At 71.6% G+C, this 16,713-nt stretch carries 15 protein-coding genes; 3 read left to right on the forward strand and 12 right to left on the reverse strand.

Annotated features, from left to right (window positions below):
• Positions 1-135: 135 nt before the first annotated feature.
• A complete protein-coding gene (locus tag IEY78_RS13740; RefSeq protein WP_189098166.1) occupies positions 136-546 on the forward strand; it encodes a hypothetical protein in 411 nt (136 codons plus the stop codon).
• Between the two features lie 139 nt (positions 547-685).
• Here the strand turns inward: IEY78_RS13740 and IEY78_RS13745 are convergent, their stop codons facing one another.
• The 4 genes from IEY78_RS13745 to IEY78_RS13760 all read right to left on the reverse strand — a co-directional run bounded on the left by IEY78_RS13745 (position 686) and on the right by IEY78_RS13760 (position 4,830).
• Positions 686-1,051: a hypothetical protein gene (locus tag IEY78_RS13745; RefSeq protein ID WP_189097986.1), complete on the reverse strand. Its 366-nt coding sequence runs from the start codon at positions 1,049-1,051 to the stop codon at positions 686-688.
• Between the two features lie 302 nt (positions 1,052-1,353).
• Positions 1,354-2,229, reverse strand: coding sequence for an HpcH/HpaI aldolase/citrate lyase family protein (locus IEY78_RS13750; RefSeq protein WP_189097987.1), 876 nt, complete (start codon positions 2,227-2,229; stop codon positions 1,354-1,356).
• 5 nt (positions 2,230-2,234) lie between these two features.
• Positions 2,235-3,308, reverse strand: coding sequence for an HpcH/HpaI aldolase/citrate lyase family protein (locus IEY78_RS13755; RefSeq protein ID WP_189097988.1), 1,074 nt, complete (start codon positions 3,306-3,308; stop codon positions 2,235-2,237).
• Between the two features lie 220 nt (positions 3,309-3,528).
• Positions 3,529-4,830, reverse strand: coding sequence for a glycosyl hydrolase family 28-related protein (locus tag IEY78_RS13760; RefSeq protein WP_229699928.1), 1,302 nt, complete (start codon positions 4,828-4,830; stop codon positions 3,529-3,531).
• 40 nt (positions 4,831-4,870) lie between these two features.
• On the opposite strand from IEY78_RS13760, the gene IEY78_RS13765 reads away from it, so the two are divergent.
• A complete protein-coding gene (locus IEY78_RS13765) occupies positions 4,871-5,599 on the forward strand; it encodes a CDP-alcohol phosphatidyltransferase family protein (protein WP_189097989.1) in 729 nt (242 codons plus the stop codon).
• 69 nt (positions 5,600-5,668) lie between these two features.
• Here the strand turns inward: IEY78_RS13765 and IEY78_RS13770 are convergent, their stop codons facing one another.
• The 5 genes from IEY78_RS13770 to IEY78_RS13790 form a co-directional block, all read right to left on the reverse strand.
• On the reverse strand, positions 5,669-6,097 hold the full coding sequence (locus IEY78_RS13770; protein ID WP_189097990.1) for an FAD synthase family protein: 429 nt from the start codon (positions 6,095-6,097) through the stop codon (positions 5,669-5,671).
• Positions 6,098-6,119: 22 nt separating this feature from the next.
• Complete coding sequence (locus IEY78_RS13775) at positions 6,120-7,661, reverse strand: fibronectin type III domain-containing protein (protein WP_229699929.1); 1,542 nt, start codon at positions 7,659-7,661, stop codon at positions 6,120-6,122.
• An 88-nt stretch (positions 7,662-7,749) separates the two neighbouring features.
• Positions 7,750-9,324 carry an oligosaccharide flippase family protein gene (locus IEY78_RS13780; protein WP_189097991.1) on the reverse strand — a complete coding sequence of 525 codons (1,575 nt, stop codon included), beginning with the start codon at positions 9,322-9,324 and terminating at the stop codon, positions 7,750-7,752.
• Positions 9,321-11,000, reverse strand: coding sequence for a tyrosine-protein kinase domain-containing protein (locus IEY78_RS13785; RefSeq protein WP_189097992.1), 1,680 nt, complete (start codon positions 10,998-11,000; stop codon positions 9,321-9,323). Before IEY78_RS13785 ends, IEY78_RS13780 begins: the two co-directional genes overlap by 4 nt.
• Complete coding sequence (locus tag IEY78_RS13790) at positions 10,997-12,499, reverse strand: hypothetical protein (protein WP_189097993.1); 1,503 nt, start codon at positions 12,497-12,499, stop codon at positions 10,997-10,999. The genes IEY78_RS13785 and IEY78_RS13790 overlap by 4 nt, the downstream gene beginning before the upstream one ends.
• A gap of 185 nt (positions 12,500-12,684) precedes the next feature.
• On the opposite strand from IEY78_RS13790, the gene IEY78_RS13795 reads away from it, so the two are divergent.
• Positions 12,685-13,893: a glycosyltransferase family 4 protein gene (locus tag IEY78_RS13795; protein WP_189098172.1), complete on the forward strand. Its 1,209-nt coding sequence runs from the start codon at positions 12,685-12,687 to the stop codon at positions 13,891-13,893.
• 37 nt (positions 13,894-13,930) lie between these two features.
• Here IEY78_RS13795 and IEY78_RS13800 read toward each other — a convergent pair whose 3' ends face one another.
• From IEY78_RS13800 to gmd, 3 genes are read right to left on the reverse strand one after another with little or no spacing between them, the layout of a single operon-like run.
• A complete protein-coding gene (locus IEY78_RS13800; protein WP_229699930.1) occupies positions 13,931-15,061 on the reverse strand; it encodes a glycosyltransferase in 1,131 nt (376 codons plus the stop codon).
• Entirely contained in the window at positions 15,058-15,615 is a 558-nt protein-coding gene (locus IEY78_RS13805) for a DapH/DapD/GlmU-related protein (RefSeq protein ID WP_189097995.1), read from the reverse strand. Before IEY78_RS13805 ends, IEY78_RS13800 begins: the two co-directional genes overlap by 4 nt.
• A complete protein-coding gene (gmd, locus tag IEY78_RS13810; protein ID WP_189097997.1) occupies positions 15,612-16,625 on the reverse strand; it encodes a GDP-mannose 4,6-dehydratase in 1,014 nt (337 codons plus the stop codon). The genes IEY78_RS13805 and gmd overlap by 4 nt, the downstream gene beginning before the upstream one ends.
• Positions 16,626-16,713 lie beyond the last annotated feature (88 nt).

Consider the following 16,713-nt stretch of genomic DNA (forward strand, 5'->3'; position numbering starts at 1 on the left):
GTTGGGCCACCCGGTGGATTGTGGGCGGCGGGTGGTTTGCTCTGGCGGGTTGAACGGGGCTCCCGGCCGCCGACGGCAGGACGATACGTCTGGCACCGGACGGATGCGGAGGCAAGGAGCGACGTGAGAAGAATCGTGCAGGCAGGAACCATCGTCGGGACATGCGGGCTGATGATGCTCGGCAGCGGGGCGGCGCACGCCGTGACGATCCCGGGCGACTCACTGCTCTCGGCGGTGGCGGACGCCGATGTCGGCACGGTGACCGGCACGGTCAACGGGGTGCTCTGCAACAACCGCCTCGGCCAGGTCCACTACCGGTCGCCGCAGCTCGCCTCGCCCCACTCCTGCATCAACGGGCCCGTGAACAGCGGAAACAGCCTGAACAGCGGGAACTTCTTCAACCACGGGAACCCGAACAACAGCGGTAATCTCGCCAACACCAACGGGTCGACCAACAGCGCCGACTCCGCCACGGGTGCCGCGTCGGGCAGCAACAACAACGTCCAGCGGGTCATCGGGGGCCTCGGCGGCCTCTTCCGTCGCTGACGCAAAGACGGCACCGGCGGACCGTGCGTCCGCGAGCGGCCCAACGGGCGCCCGACGAGATCTGCCGGGCGCCCGTTGTCGTGACCGCCGCCCCGCGGGCTCCGAGGCGCGAGGAGCCCGCGGGAGGGTCAGCGCACGGTCACAGCGTCTGCTCCCCGTCACTGCCGAGGTGCTGCTGGTTGTTGCTGCTCTTGGTGGCGGCGCCGGTCGTCCCGCCGGTGTCGGAGTTGGTGTTGGCGTTGGTGTTGGTCGGGCTGCCGCTGTTGCTGACCGTGCCGGAGATGTTGACGTTCTGCGCCCGGCCGGGGTTTCCGCTGAGCACCGGACCGTTGACGCAGAATCTGGCCCGGTGACCGCAGCGGAACTTGGCGTCGAAGCGGGCGACGGTGGTGCTGTTCGAGACCCCGTCCCCGCCGGACCCGGCCCATGCCGGGGCCCCGCCGGCGGCCAGAAGCAGACCGCAGGCTCCTGCGATCACGGTGTGGACGCGTGCCGTGTTCTTCACTGTGTGCACCTCATGGTTGGTACCCGGGATCTTGCTATCCCGGATGCCCCGGACCACCAGGGGCGGGCAACCTCCGGCACCCGTGATTCACCCTGTCCGATGAGCGGATTCACCGCGACGGCCCCCGGCGCGGGCCGGATGCGCGACGGCCGGATGCGCGGCTACCGGGTGCGTGACGGCCGGATATGTGACGGCCGGGGCCGGCGTCACCACAGCGCCGGCCCCGGCCCTCCCCCTCCTCGGCCGGCGGCTCCAACTGACCGCCTGCCGAGAGCATCTGATACCTCGTCGGACCGGGTCGCTCACTCGCGCCCGGCGACCGCCTCGGCCAGCGCGAGGATCCTGCGGGCGTCCTCGACGTGCAGGTTCTCGATCAGCCGCCCGTCGACGGTGACCACGCCGCGGCCCTCGCGGGTGGCCTCCTCGAAGGCGTCGATGATCCGCCGGGAGCGGGTGATCTGCTCCGGCGACGGCGCGAACACCCGGTTGCACGGTGCCACCTGCGAGGGGTGGATCAGCGTCTTCCCGTCGAAACCGAACTGCCGCCCCTGCACACACTCGGCTTCAAAGCCCTCGGCGTCCTTCACGTCGTTGTAGACGCCGTCCAGGATCACCTTCCCGGACTCCCGCGCCGCCAGCAGCGCCAGCGACAGCCCGGTCAGCAGCGGGGCCCGGCCGGGGACGTGCTCGGCGTGCAGCTCCTTGGCCAGGTCGTTGGTGCCCATCACCAGGACGGTCAGCCGTTCACTGGCGGCGGCCACCGCACGGGCGTCGAGCATCGCCCGCGGGGTCTCGACCATGGCCCAGATGGCCGTGCGGTCCGGGGCGCCGGCCGCCTCCAGCGCACGCTCGACGGCGCGCACGGTCTCGGCGGACTCCACCTTGGGCACCACCACGGCGTCCGGGCCCGCCTCGGCGGCGGCCCGCAGATCGTCGTCGTGCCAGGCGGTGCCCGGGGCGTTGACCCGGATCGTCACCTCGCGGAAGCCGTATTCACCACTGGCCGCGGCGGCCGCCACCCGCTTGCGGGCCTCGGCCTTCGCGTCGGGCGCGACGGCGTCCTCCAGATCGAGGATGAGCGCGTCGGCGGGGAGGGACTTGGCCTTCTCCAGGGCGCGTTCATTGGCGCCGGGCATGTAGAGCACGGAGCGGCGCGGTCGCAGGATCGCGTCGGACATGGGTCTTACTCCTCGTTCTGCTGGGTCTCGGCCGCCGCGTAGGCGTCACGCAGTTCGGGGTCGCGGGCGGCCAGGGCCTCCGCGAGTTCGACGACCACCTGGCACTGCTTGTAGGTGGCGTCGTCCTGCATCTTGCCGTCGATCATCACCGCGCCGGTGCCGTCGCCCATCGCGCCGATGACCCGGCGGGCCCAGGCGACGTCGGCGGGCGCGGGCGAGAAGACCTTCTTGGCGAGGCCGATCTGCACCGGGTGCAGGCTCCAGGCGCCGACGCAGCCGAGCAGGAAGGCGTTGCGGAACTGGTCCTCGCAGGCCGTGGTGTCCTTGATGTCGCCGAACGGCCCGTAGAACGGCAGGATGCCGTGCGCCGCGCAGGCGTCGACCATGCGCGCCAGGGTGTAGTGCCACAGGTCCTGCTGGAAGGTCGCCCGCGGTGCGCTGCCGTCCTCGCCGTGCGGGTCCTCCCGGACCAGGTAGCCGGGGTGTCCGCCGCCGACCCGGGTGGTCTTCATCCGGCGGCTGGCGGCCAGGTCGGCGGGGCCGAGCGAGATGCCCTGCATCCGGGGGCTGGCGCCGGCGATCTCCTCGACGTTGGCGACGCCGGTCGCGGTCTCCAGGATGGCGTGCACCAGGATCGGCCGCTGGACCTGCGCCTTCGCCTCCAGCTGGGCGAGCAGCCGGTCGACGTAGTGGATGTCCTCGGCACCCTCCACCTTCGGCACCATGATCACGTCCAGCTTGTCGCCGATCTCGGTGACCAGCGTCAGCAGATCGTCCAGCGCCCACGGCGAGTCCAGGCTGTTGATCCGGGTCCACAGCTGGGTGTCGCCGAAGTCCGTGGCCTTGGCGATCTTCACCAGGCCCGACCGGGCCGCTTCCTTGCGGTCGGCGGCGACCGCGTCCTCCAGATTGCCCAGCAGGATGTCCACGGTGGGCGCGATGGACGGCACCTTCGCGGCCATCTTCTCGTTGCCCGGGTCGAAGAAGTGGATCATCCGGGACGGCCGGAACGGTACCTCGCGGACCGGTGTCGGCGCCCCGACGGCCAGCGGGCGGAAGAAATCCTTCGGAGAGCGCATGCAGTCTCCCTGGTCGGCTCACAGGACGGGCCGCCGCCGGGACTCCGGCGGTGCCATTCGGGCCTCACTCTAGGCCCGCACGACGCTTACGCTACTGGCCAGTACGTGTGCCGTTGATCACCGTCGGCGATCGGGGCGCCCGGCGCGGCGGAGGCCGGTCCGGGGCGTGCCGGGCGGGCGGACCGGCGCGTGGAGACCCCGCCCGGCCCGCCCGGCGCGCTCAGGACCCCAGGCAGTCGACGAAGCTCACCCGGTCGCCCGAGCCGGCGATGAAGTCCTGCTGGGAGTGGTTGCGGAAGTGGCACATGTCGTAGCGCGCCCGGGGGCCCGCCCCGCCGGTGCCGTCCGGTTCGTAGGAGTGCTGCCCCGACAGCTGGCACGAGTCGTAGCGCACCAGCGGGCCGCGGGCGCCGATGCGGTAGCGGTGCGGGCGGCTGTCCTGCGCGAACGACTTGAAGGCGTTCGCGGTGTCGTCGCAGTCGTTGAAGTGCACCGTGCCGCTGTCCCAGGCGCAGTCCATCACGACGGTGTCCGGGGTGCGCACCTCGAAGCGGATGTCCTCGGCGTGGAAGCGCTGGACGGAGTCGTGGTGCGGACCGCGCGGGAACCGGAAGAAGGTGCTGGTGCGCCCGTAGTCGGGGGAGTCCTCGGGACGGCTGCCGGTGACGATGTAGGAGCCGCCTCGGCAGGTGATGGAGCCGCCGTAGGGGAACTCCAGGAAGTTGCCCCAGGAGTACTCGACCTTCATGTCGTTGAACCAGTAGTTGAGGAACTGGTCCTGCTGCTTGCGGCTCAGCGAGTTCTGCGACAGCCCGGAGTACAGGAACGCCTTGCGGTAGGCGCCGCCCACCCGGCAGGCGTCCCAGCGCATCTCGGAGTTGGTGTTGGTGCCGTCGAGCGCGACCCCGTAGGTCCACTCGCCGGTCCACTCGCACTCGGTGAAGCGGTAGTCCTGCGCCTGCCCCGTCGAGTACGAGTAGAAGAACGAGGCGCCGGGGGTGCCGCAGGCGAAACCGAGCTGCTCGAAGGCCACATTCGCCCAGCTGTCCTCGTTGCGGCACAGGTAGGTGTCCTCGGCGCGATGCGGCGCGAAGATCAGCTGGGTCATGCGCTTGCCGGCCCCGCGGAACCGTAAGCCGTTGGCCTTGAGCTTCCCCTTCCGGGCGTTGAGCAGTGCGTCGGGGGCGCGGATGAGATAGGTGCCGGCCGGTATGTCGACCACCGTCCGGCCGATGTGGTCCCACACCCGGCCGGCCGCGTAGGAGTACGCGCGGGCGAACGCCCGGCTGTCGTCGGTGCGTCCGTCGCCCTTGGCGCCGCAGTCCGCCACCACGTCGATGACGTCCTTGCCCTTCGGCTTGCGGCCGGTGACCACCGGGGCCTCGGCGTCGTCGGAGGTCTGCCGGCCGGCAGGCGGCGCCGTGTCGCACCCGGCCAGGGCGCCGGTCAGCGCGGCGGCCGTGCCCGCCAGCAGTGTCCGGCGGGTGGCACCACCGGTTGACGGAGAGGTCCTGCCTGCCATGATGTTGCTCCTTCGGGGGTCCATTCATCAGGTGGGGAATATGAGCCAGTTCGGATATGCGATCAGACAGCTGTCGGCGGCCCAGAAATCCGCGAAGGGGGTGTCCCTGTACTCGCGCTATGTGAACCGCCCGGCCGGCCGGGTACTGGCCGCCGCGGGTTACGGGATGAAACTGACGCCAAATCAGATCACCCTGATCAGCGGGGCTTTCACCTTCGCCGGGGTGGTCATGATTGCGGTGCTGCGTCCCTCGCCGGCCGCGGCCCTCGGCATCTTCGCGGCGCTGGTCGTCGGATTCGCGCTCGATTCCGCCGACGGGCAGCTCGCCCGGCTCACCGGAACGGGAAGTGCCGCGGGGGAGTGGCTGGACCATGTGGTCGACTGCGCCAAGATGCTCGCCCTCCACATGGCCGTGCTGCTCTCCTTCTACCGCTTCGGATTCTCCGATCCTCGGTATCTGTTCCTTCCCATCGCGTTCCAGTTCACCGCGGTGATGGTCTTCTTCGGCGGCATTCTCACCGAACAGCTCAAGCGCGCCGCGCGACTGCGGAACGACGTGGACGGCCCGGCACCCGCGGCACCCGCCTCCACCCTGCGCTCCGTCGCCCTGCTGCCCGTCGACTACGGGGTCTTCTGCGCGGTGTTCCTGCTGTTCGGCAGCCGGGACGTGTTCCTGGCGCTGTACGGCGTGCTGCTCGCCGCCCATGTGCTCTTCATGGTCGCGTTCCTGGTCAAGTGGTATCGCGAACTGTCCGCCCTGGCCCGCTGACGGCGCGGCGTAAGCCCCCGGGCGAGCCGAGGCGCCGGCCTGGACGAGATGCCAGGCCGGCGCGTCAGCTCACGCCGAGTCCGCGAGCCCGTCAAGCACCTTGCGCAGCAAGGAACTCGACGTGTGCACGGTGTAGGGGAAATAGATCACATCGACCCCGACCGTCGCGAAGTCCCGTTCGAGCTTGTCGCCCTTGGCCGTCCCGCGCCAGTCGTCGCCCTTGAAAATGACGTCGAACCGCACCTGCTGCCAGGTCTCCAATTTGTCGGGCACCGTCTCGACGAACGCCGCGTCCACGAACCGGACACTGCGTACGATCTCCAGCCGCTCGGTGAGCGGCACCACCGGTGACTTTCCCTTGGCCTGGGCCGCCATTTCGTCCGAGACCACGCCCGCCACCAGATAGTCGCACTGGCTTTTGGCGTGCCGGAGAATGTTCAGGTGCCCGACGTGGAAAAGGTCGTAGACCCCGGGCGCGTAACCTACTCGGTGCGTCATATACCCCCCACTCGGTATACGGTCAGTTCCTGGCCGTCACATAGACCGGCCCATTGCGTCCCGACACGTTGGTGCCGTCGGTGACCTCGATCGAGTAACGGTGCTCGGAACCCGGGTCCACGGTGTCCGTGTAGCTCATCGCGGGCCGGTTCCAGTACCGCGAGTCCCCGCTGACCGAGGTCAGATAGTCACCGTCACGGTAGATCTTGTAGGTCAGCACCCCGTTGTCGCGGTCCCACGAGGCCTTCCAGTTCAAGGTGACCTTGCCCCGGGACCCGCTCGCGCCGCTCAGCAGCGGCACCTGCGGCGCTCCGGTGTCCGGACCGGCCGCGAACCGGGTCAGGCCCTGCTGCGGGGTGTCGTTGACGGTGGTGAACTCGCCGCCCGCCCACAGGATGCCGTCCGCCATGGCCATCGTCCGCGGGCCGATCTGCTCGCCGATCCCGTCGTTGGTGTCCGGGAACCACGGCAGGATCGTCTTGTCCGAGATCGACTGCGCCAGGAAGTGCTGGCGGTTGTTGATGTCGGTGAATCCGCCCGGGGTGCTGGAGCAGTCGTGCGCGTGCGAGCCGCTGTAGAGGACGCCCTTGTACGGCAGCACGGTCTGGGTGGCTCCCAGGCAGGTGTCCTTCCAGAGCTGCGCGCCGTCCGAGAGCCGGCCGGCGGCCCGGCCGTCGAAGACCCCGCCGCCGGTGCCCTCGGCGCCCAGATAGAAGTTGGTGCCGTCGTTGGCGAGCGCCTTGACCGCGGAGCGGCTGGGGATCCAGCCGGCGAAGGAGTCGACCACCTTGCCGGTGGTCGCGTCCAGACCGGCCAGCGCGTGCACGGTGAACAGGCTGCCGTTCACCGAGGTGAATCGGCCGCCGATGATGACCTTGTTGAGCTTGGGCGCGACCGTCAGGGCGTTGACCGCCGGAGTCGGGTCGTTGGAGACCGAGGACCCGCGGATCGTCGCCTTGAACGGCAGCAGGGTGCCGTCCGGCCGCAGCGCGGCGACCCGCTCGCGGGTCTGCCCCTGGACCGTGCCGAACCCGCCGCCGATGTAGACGGAGTCGTCGGTGACGTCGATGGCCCGCACGGTCGAGCTGACCGTCGGCTTCCAGTCCGCACCGATGGTGCAGTCGGCGGTGTTGAGCGAGGCCGTGTTGGACCGGCCCACCGGTCCGGCCTTGCCGAACGAGCCGCCGATGTAGATCTTCGAGCCGTCGGGCGAGGCCTTCATGGCCCGGATCGTGCCCGTCCCGCCGGTGAACGCCGGAGCGCACGGCAGCGGGGCACCCGTCTTGGCGTCGAACGCCGCGAAGTTGGTGCGGGCCAGCTCACCGGCGGCGCCGGGAGCGGCGCCCGGCGGCCGGATGTGGCTGAAGGTGCCGCCCACGTAGACGATGCCCTTGGCATAGGCCATGGACCACACGATGCCGTCGGTCTGCCAGGTGCTCAGCGGATCCGCGGTCAGAGTGGTTTCGCCGTTGGCCTGAGCGGGACCGGCAGCGAGTGCCGCCGACGCGGTGCCCAGCACCGCGGCGGCCAGCAAGAGATGGACAGATTTGTTTCTTTGGCGCACAGGTCCCCCCTGGAAGCATGGCGCGAGTGGAATTGTCAGGATAGGGAGCGGGAACCAGTCGCGTTCTGTGCGGAAATGGTCCCGGTGTTCATCGCGAGTTTCCCGAACCGCGCTTGCGCAGCGCTCCGAAGAACTCCCCTACCCCCAGCGGCAAACGATAGCGCCAGACGGCCGTGCCGAAAGCCCCAATGGCTAAAACAATTCCCAAGACAGCAGCGGGAACGGTGTCCCCGTAAAGTGCCCGGAGGGCGAACACCGGGAGCGCGACCGTTCCGGCGGCGATGACCGCGGCGTGGACGTACCCCCGGTCGACGGTGCGAAAGCCCAGCCGGTAGCGGGCCAGCAGCGCCGAGGCACCGTTGTCCACCACGATCGCCAGCCCCCAGGACACCGCCGCCCCCAGCACCCCGTACCGCGGCACCAGCCATACTCCGCTGCCGAGTTGGACCACGAACGCGGCGCCGGCGACCACCAGATTCCAGACACTTCGCCCGGCCATCAGCAGGACCGTCTGCGCGTTGCCGACGCCCACGTTGACCAGGCACGCCACCGCCACCGTCAGCAGCCCCGCCGAGCCGCCGCCGGCGAACCCCGGGCCGAACAGCGACAGCACGGTCCCCGGGAACGCCGCCAGGACCACGAACACCGGCCAGGAAAAGAGCGCGATCCAGCGGGTCGACAGCCGGTGCAGCCGATGGGCGTCCGGCTCCTCACCCCCCGCCAGCAGGCGGCTGATCTGCGGCGCGACCGCCAGTCGGATCGCCAGCTGGAGCAGCGTCCCGGCCGTGACCAGCCGCCCGATCGCCGTGTAGATGCCGGCCTCGGTGCCGCTGCCCAGCACCGACAGCAGGATCACACCGATCCACACCGCGGTGATGTCGAAGACCGAGGACACCGCCCGCGGCCCGGCGAAGGACCAGAACTCCCGCGACTGTGACGCTGGTTGGCCGCTCCCGGGATGCCGGCGAAGGGACCGGCGCAGCGACACCCAGGCCGCCACCGCCCCCAGTACCCCGGGCGCGAGCCAGGCCGCGGACAGCCCGGCCACGCCCGGCGCGAGCAGGACCAGCGGCACCGCGAGCAGCACCCGCAGCGCCGGTTTGCCGATCTGCTCCACGCCCACGAACGGCACCACCGAGCCGTACCCCCGGGTGGCCCCGAGCAGCACCAGCGCCACCGTCGTCACCGGCAGGAAGACCGCGAACAGCCGCAGCACCGCAATGGCCTGACCGGTGGCCAGGTCGGGCAGCAGCCAGCCGGCCAGGCCGGGGGAGCACCACAGCACCGCCGCCCCCGCGGTGCTCGCCAGCAGCGTCGGCAGGACCGCGGTCCGCAGCAGGGCCGGCACCCCGGCGCCCCCGCTGAGTTCCAGGTCCCGGGAGACGAAGCGGACCAGGGCGGTGTCGGCACCCAGCTTCAGCGCGTTGCTCAGGATGGTGAAGGCGGCGACGCCGGTGAAGACGGCGCCGGCGCCGCGGGCCCCCAGCCCGTGCGTGACGACGGCCACCAGGACGAACCCGAACAGGGCGTTCGCGGCCGAGCCGGCCAGGCCGAACACGCTGCCGCGGGCCGTGCCGGCGACACCGCCCCCGGTCGCCGCGGACCGTCCGGGGGCCGGGGGCGCCGACGGGCCGGCCGGGCCCGCCGGGCCGATGGCCGTCACCTGCGGAGCGTGGTGGTGTCGGCGTCGAGGGGCGAGGCGGCGACCGGTGCCGGGCCGGTGCGGGGCGCCGTGCCGGGCTGCGGCTGCGGCGGGGTCACCGCGGCGGCCCGAGGGCGGCCGCGGCCGCGCTTGCGGTGGGTCGGTCCGCCGTCGGAGAGGCGGCGCAGCGTCGGCCCGCTGCCCTTGTCCAGGACGGCACCCAGGATGTGGCCGCCGGCCCCGGTGATCAGCTCCCACACCCGGTCCAGATCGTCGCGGCGGACCTCGTTGAGGTCGCAGACCACCACCACACCGGCCGCCTGCTTGGCGACGGCCAGCCCGTCCGCGTGCGCGAGCAGCGGACCGGTGACGACCACGACGTGCTCATCCGGACCCGACGGCGCGTTCAGCAGCCGGGCGAACTCCGCGGAAGACAGCGCCCGGGCCGGGTTGGGCACCTCGCGGCCGGGCAGCAGGTCGAAGCGCCCGTCGACGCCCGCGTCCACCGCGAGCCGCTCGCCGTTCGCCCAGCCGCCCGGCACCGGACGGCCGTGACCGGGATGCACCGGCAGCTGCCGGGCGAGCCCGGGGGTGCGCAGATCGGCCTCGACCAGCAGGATGTCGCTGCCGATCTCGGCGAACGCACCGGCCAGGTTGACCGCGACCGACACGGCGTCGGAGTGCTCCCGGGGCGCGACGACCAGCAGGCTGCCCCGCCCGGCGAAGCGCTGGTCGTGCGCTAGCCGGAAGGCGATGGTGCGATAGGCCTCCGCACGGTTGCCGCGGCCCGCCCGGCCGACCTCCAGCACCCCGGTGCCGCCCTGCCGGCGCGGCAGGATGCCCAGCACCGGAGCCCGCAGATTGTCCTGCACATCCGCCACCGACCGCACCCGCGGCTCCAGCACCGAGCGCACCCAGGCCGCCAGGATGCCCAGCACCAGACCGACCACCGCACCGGTCAGCAGCATCATCGCCAGCCCGGGGCTCGACGGGAAGGCCGGCGGATCGCCCTTGCGGACGATGTCACCGGGCGTGGTGTCCAGGGACTTCAGACTGGAGATCCGCCCCTGCAGATCCTGTATCTCCGACACCAGATTGCTGCGCTCGGACTCGTCGGTGGCCCGGCCCGCGCCGCCACCGGCGTTCGCGATCCGCCGGTCCAGGACCTTGCGCTGGTCCTGGAGGGGCTTCAGCTCGTCGCCGAGCTTGCTGACGGTCTTGTCGATCCGCTTCGTCGCGGCGTCCTGGCGGTAGTCGAGATACGCCTGCACGAAGGCGTTGACGAGGTCGGACGCCCGGTCCGCCGAGTCCGCGCTGTACTCGAACAGCAGGGTCTGGGTCTCGGGCGGATTGCTCACCCGCAGATCCCGCTGGAGCTTGGCCGGATCGGTGCTGATCCGCAGGGACTTCGCCGCACCGGCCGCGACCGAGGCGCTCTGCGCGATCTGCCGCTCGGTGCCCATGCTGATCTGCTTGTCCGCCGAGACACCCCCGGCTTCGAAGGGCGCGGTGCTGATCGCATGCACCACGACCTCGCCGGTGGCCGTGTACGTCGAGCCGCCGAGCACGGACACGGCGGCGCCGCCGAGCATGCCCAGGAGCAGCCCGAGCACCAGCAAGGCGCGGTACCGGAAGAGCTGGCGCAGCTGGTCACGGATCTGGTCCGGCTCCTCCGCGGGCTCGTCGAAGACGCTCACGTACGTGCTCCTCCTGTGGGTAGCGACAAGGCTTCGCGACGGGGCCGGGGCTCCGGTGCGCTCGCGGTCGGTGCCGCGGACGGCGGCAGGGCCCGCCGTCCCGCCTTACGAGTGATCAGAAGTGGGATGCACACCAGCAGCGCCAGCGGACCCACGATGGCCATGAGACTGCCGCGCAGCAGCACCAGTTGGTAGAAGCCGAACGCCGGTACCACCAGCGCCGCGAGGGTGCCCCGGCGGTGCCGCAGCCGGTGCCGGAGGTAGTCGACGCGCCGTCCCACCGCGCCGATCAGACCGAAGACGGCGATGACCGACGGGAAGCCCGCCCACATGTACGTCTCGACCCACAGCGGCGCGGACAGATTGGTGAAGGTGTAGCCCGCGTGCCGGGCGAGCAGGATGCCCGCGTCGTCGGGCTTGCCGGGCCAGGCGGCACGCGGCACGAAGAAGAGCGGCGGACCGAGCGCCGCCGTCGGGGTGAAGCCGTGCGTGCGGACGTAGTCCACACCCGTCTCGACCTGCTGGAAGGCGTCGTAGTCGCCGTTGGAGGTGAACTGCTCGGCGAGCGAGACCACCTTGACCGGCTCCCGCTTGTCGTAGCGGAAGTAGTCGCTGTACGGGAAGACCACCAGCACCACGGCCGCCACACCCGCCGCCCCGATCCGGAACGCCCGCGGCCCGCGCAGCCAGGACGCGCTGAAGACCAGTGCCAGCAGCACCGTCCCGGCCCAGAAACGCGGCTGGCTGATGGGGTTGTTGACGGTGACGTTCACCGCGACCAGCAGGGGCAGCAGCAGCCACCGTAACCCGCGCAGCGTCCGGTCGCCGGCGGTGAACCGGGGGACGTGCACCAGCGCCACCAGCGCCCAGAACGCCGGCACCGACAGCAGCCAGGCGGCCATGGCCCGGTCCGCCGTGCCGGCCGGCTCCGCCGCGGCCGCCGCCTCGTTGGCCGCCTGCCGGCTGAGGAAGAACGCCGACAGCCCGCCCTGGCCGGGGATCAGCACGACGGCCAGCAGCAGCGCCAGACCGCACAGCAGCAGCACCCGCGCCGGCGACAGGCGCCGGGCGAGGAGCGGTTCGAGGACCGTGGAGGTGCGCGAGGACCGCCACATCGCCACCGCGGATCCGGCGCTGTAGGCGAGCAGTCCCGCCTCCACCACGAGGGTGGTCAGGAACGCGGTGTGCGCGTCGACCATGAACCCCCGCGGATAGGCGTCCGTCGCGAGCATGGCCAGCGGTGCCAGCCCCAGCCACACGTACGAGAACAGCCAGAAGCCGAACGCGATCAGCCGGGCGCGGACGTCCGTCAGCACCCGTGCCAGCGCCGCACCCGTATGCACCACCACCACGCACTGCACGGCGGTCGCGGCGCCGAACCGGGCGTCCGTCGACTGCAGGATCAGCACCGGAAGCAGCACCACCAGCAGCAGCGCCCAGCAGCCGAGCGCGGCGAGCCCGCGCACCGGTCGCGCGGCACCCCACTTCCCGGGCATCATCGGCCCACCTCCCCCCAACTCCCCACCACCAGCCACAATCTAAGGGACTTCGGGAAACAAGGTCGCCTTCGGGACACAATCGCAACCCAATTCACAGCCCGCGGCCCCCGGCGGCCTCCTACGATGACGGCACATCCAGAGGGGGGCCAGTCGTGGAAGACTCGTTCGCAGGCCGGTGTGTGCTCGTGGTCTCGACCAACTACGCACCCGAACACACCGGCATAGGGCCGTACTCGACGCAGATCGCCGAGCATCTGGCCGCGTCCGGAGCGGACACCCATGTACTCGCGGGCATGCCGCACTACCCGGCCTGGCGAGTGGCGGAGGAGTACCGCGGCCGGTGGCGGCTGCGGGAGCGGCGCGGCGGGGTGACCGTGCACCGTAGACGCCATCCGGTGCCGTCGCGTCAGACCGCCGTGCGCCGGGCGCTGTTCGAGGCCGGGATCCTCGCGCACGGCCTCGTGGGACCGCCGCGCATCCGGCCCGATGTGGTGCTCAGTCAGATGCCGAGCCTGGCCGGGGGAGTGCTGGGCGGCCGGCTGGCCCGGCGGGCCGGGGTACCGCACGTCGTGGTCGTGCAGGATCTCATGGGCGCCGCCGCCGAGCAGAGCGGAATCCGCGGCGGGGGCCGGGCAGCCGCCGCGGCCGGGGCGCTGGAGGCGCGGATCCTGCGCGGCGCCGAGGTCGTCGGGGTGGTGCACGAGTCGTTCGTGGACCGGGTCACGGCGATGGGTGTGCCGCGTGAGCGGGTGCATGTGGTGCCCAACTGGACGCATGTGAAGGGGCCCAGCGGCGACCGGGCGAAGACCCGGGCACGACTGGGGTGGCAGGCGGACGAGACGGTGGTGCTGCACGCCGGGAACATGGGGCTCAAGCAGGGCCTGGAGGTGCTCGTCGAGGCCGCCATGCTCGCCGACCAGGAAGCGGCACCGGTCCGCTTCGTGCTGATGGGTGACGGCAATCAGCGTGCCCACCTGCAAGCGCTCGCCGCGGGTTGCTCCGCGCTGACCTTCCTGTCGCCGGCCGGCGCCGAGGAGTTCCCCGAGGTGCTCGCCGCCGCGGATGTGCTCGCGGTGACCCAGAAGGCCTCCGTGCTCGACATGAGTCTGCCGTCCAAACTGACCTCGTACTTCATGACCGGGCGGCCGGTGATCGCCTCCGTGGCCGCCGAGGGGGGCACCGCCCAGGAGGTGCTGCGCGCGGGCGCCGGCGTGCTGGTCGCGCCGGAGGACCCCAAGGCCCTGCTGACGGAGGTCCGGGCGCTCGCCGCCGACCCCGAGGGGGCGTCGCGGCTGGGCGCCCGCGGTCCGCAGTACGTCGAGGAGCGGCTGAGCAGCCGGGCCGGCCTGGAGCGGATCACCGCGCTGCTGCGGCGCGCGAGGGCCGGCCGGTAACCGCGGGCGGCGGGGGCCCGGCCCCCGCCGCCCCATGTCATCCGGCTCCCGGCCGGGCGAGCAGCGTGTACCACTCCTCCAGCCGGTCGCCGACCGCCGGGAGCGAGAACTCCTCCTCGACGGCCTCGCGCCCCGCGCGGGTGACGCGCTCGCGCAGCGGGGCGTCCTCCAGCAGCCGCAGCACCGCGTCCGCCAGCTCCTCCGGCGAACCGTCGGTCACCAGCGCGGCCCCGCGCTCCCGGAGCGCCGCCGAGATCCCGCAGCGGTCCGTGCAGACCACCGGGGTGTCCACCGCCAGCGACTCCAGCACGCTCATCGGGAACGGCTCCTCGACGCTGGGCAGGACGTACACCGTGGCCCGTGCGGTCCGCCGCACCGCCTCGTCGTGCGCGAGCGCACCGCCGTACGTCACCACCTCACCGAGCTCCTCCGCGGCGATCAGCCGGCGGACCTCCGCGAGCCGCCCCTCGTCCGAGCCGTGCAGGGTGAAGGACACCTCGGGCCGTTTGCGATGCACCAGCGCAGCCATCCGCACGAAGGCCTCGGGACGCTTGCGGGCCTGCAACCGGGCCAGGAACAGCACGTCCGCCGCGCCCCGCTCCTCGTCCGCAGCGGCCGGCCGGACCCGCACCCCGTTGGGCAGCCGGACCAGCCGCGGCCCGCCCGGGCCCAGCACCTGCCGCAGCCCGGCCTCCTCCTCGTCGGTGAGCACCAGCGCCGCGACCGCCCGGCGCAGCAGCGGGACGTAGACCCGGTCGAAGAGCCGGGCCACGGCCGAGCCGCGGGGTTGGACCATGCCGTGGGTCTGCACCACGAAGGGGCGGCGGCGCAGCACGGCCACCACGAGCGCGGCGAGGGTGACCAGATCGCGCCCGGCATGCAGATGGAGCGCGTCGGCGCGACCCGTCCGGCGCCAGAGCAGCGGCAGCAGCCCCGGGTGGAACAGGCCCAGGAAGCCCTGTCCCGGTACCAGGGTGCGGGCGGGCCGGGCGCGCAGCGGCACCCCGTCCACCGCGCGTGGGGGCGCGCCCCGGCCCCGCCACAGGGACAGCAGCTCCACCTCGTGCCCCCGGGAGGCGAGTTCGCCCAGCTGCCCGGTGGCCACGCTCACCGGCCCGCCGTACGACCCGTCGTCGCTGACCAGGGTCACGACATGGGTGACCCTCATCCGGCACCCCCGGTGGTGTGCACGGCCCCGGCCGGCACATCGCGGTGGGCGACCACTCCGGCGCCGACCACCGCGCCCTTGCCGACCGTGACGCCGCGCAGGACCACGGCACGGGCGGCCACCCAGGCGCCCTCCTCCACACTGATCGGCGCGTTGTCGAACTCGAAGGTGGGGGAGCGGCGTTGATGGCTTCCGGTGCACAGGACGGCGCCCTGCGAGACGCAGACGTCGTCGGCGATGCGGATCGGCTCCAGATTGATCAGCCAGGCGTCCTCACCCACCCAGACGTCGTCGCCGATGGTCAGCTTCCACGGCCACTGCACCCGTACCCGGTGCCGGATCAGCACCCGCTGACCGACCCGGGCGCCGAAGGCACGCAGCAGCGGGGGCCGCAGCCGCGGCGGGAACCACCACTTCATGAACACCAGATTGAGCACGGCGAACCAGGCCGCCTGGGTCAGCACCCCGCGGCCCTTGTCATAGCCTGAGCCGCTGAAGCCGCGCAGCCGGCGGGCGGTGGCGGTGGTCGAGGTGGAGGTGGAGGTGGCGGTCATCGGTCCACCCGCACCCGGTGCCCGGACAGCTCGTCCTGGAGCTGGCGCACATCCGACTCGACCATGATCCGGGCGAGTTCGTCGTACTGCACCTTCGCCGACCAGTCCAGCTTGCTCTTCGCCTTGGACGCGTCGCCGATCAGCGCGTCCACCTCGGAGGGCCGCTCGTACTTCGGGTCGAAGCGCACACTGCGCTCCCAGTCCAGTCCCACCGTCTCGAACGCGGCCTTCAAGAAGTCGCGGACGGTCGCGGCCACACCGGTGGCGACCACGTAGTCATCGGGCTCGTCCTGCTGGAGCATCAGCCACATGGCCTCGACGTACTCCGGTGCGTAGCCCCAGTCGCGGACGGCGTCGAGGTTGCCCAGGTAGAGGTGCTCCTGGAGACCCGCCTGTATCCGGGCCACCGCGCGAGTGATCTTGCGGGTGACGAAGGTCTCGCCCCGTCGCGGGCTCTCATGGTTGAACAGGATGCCGTTGACACCGAACAGGCCATACGCCTCACGGTAGTTGACGGTCGACCAGTAGGCCATGACCTTGGCGCAGCCGTACGGGCTGCGCGGGTGGAACGGCGTCGCCTCGTTCTGCGGCGGCGGGGTCGCGCCGAACATCTCCGAGGACGAGGCCTGGTAGAGCCGGGTGCGCACCCCGCTGGCGCGGATCGCCTCCAGCAGCCGCAGGGCGCCCAGGCCCGTCACGTCGCCGGTGTACAGCGGGGCGTCGAAGGAGACCCGGACGTGGGACTGGGCGCCCAGGTTGTAGACCTCGTCGGGCTGCACGTCGCGCAGCAGGTTCACCAGCGCCACCCCGTCCGACAGGTCGACGTGGTGCAGCAGCAGCCGGCGGTCCGGCGTGTGCGGGTCCTGGTAGATGTGGTCGATGCGCTCGGTGTTGAAGCTGGAGGAGCGTCTCATCAGCCCGTGCACTTCGTAGCCCTTGCTCAGCAGCAATTCGGCCAGATACGAACCGTCTTGACCGGTGATTCCTGTGATGACCGCGGTTTTCGGCATGGCTTCCCCCCACGAGAAGTGATGTGCATCGGGATCGAACGATGGATTTCCACGCGTCGGCGGACCGCGGGGCGTGGACGCTACCGGC

Source organism: Streptomyces kronopolitis, assembly GCF_014646275.1.
In the GTDB taxonomy this organism is placed as follows: Bacteria; Actinomycetota; Actinomycetes; order Streptomycetales; family Streptomycetaceae; genus Streptomyces; species Streptomyces kronopolitis.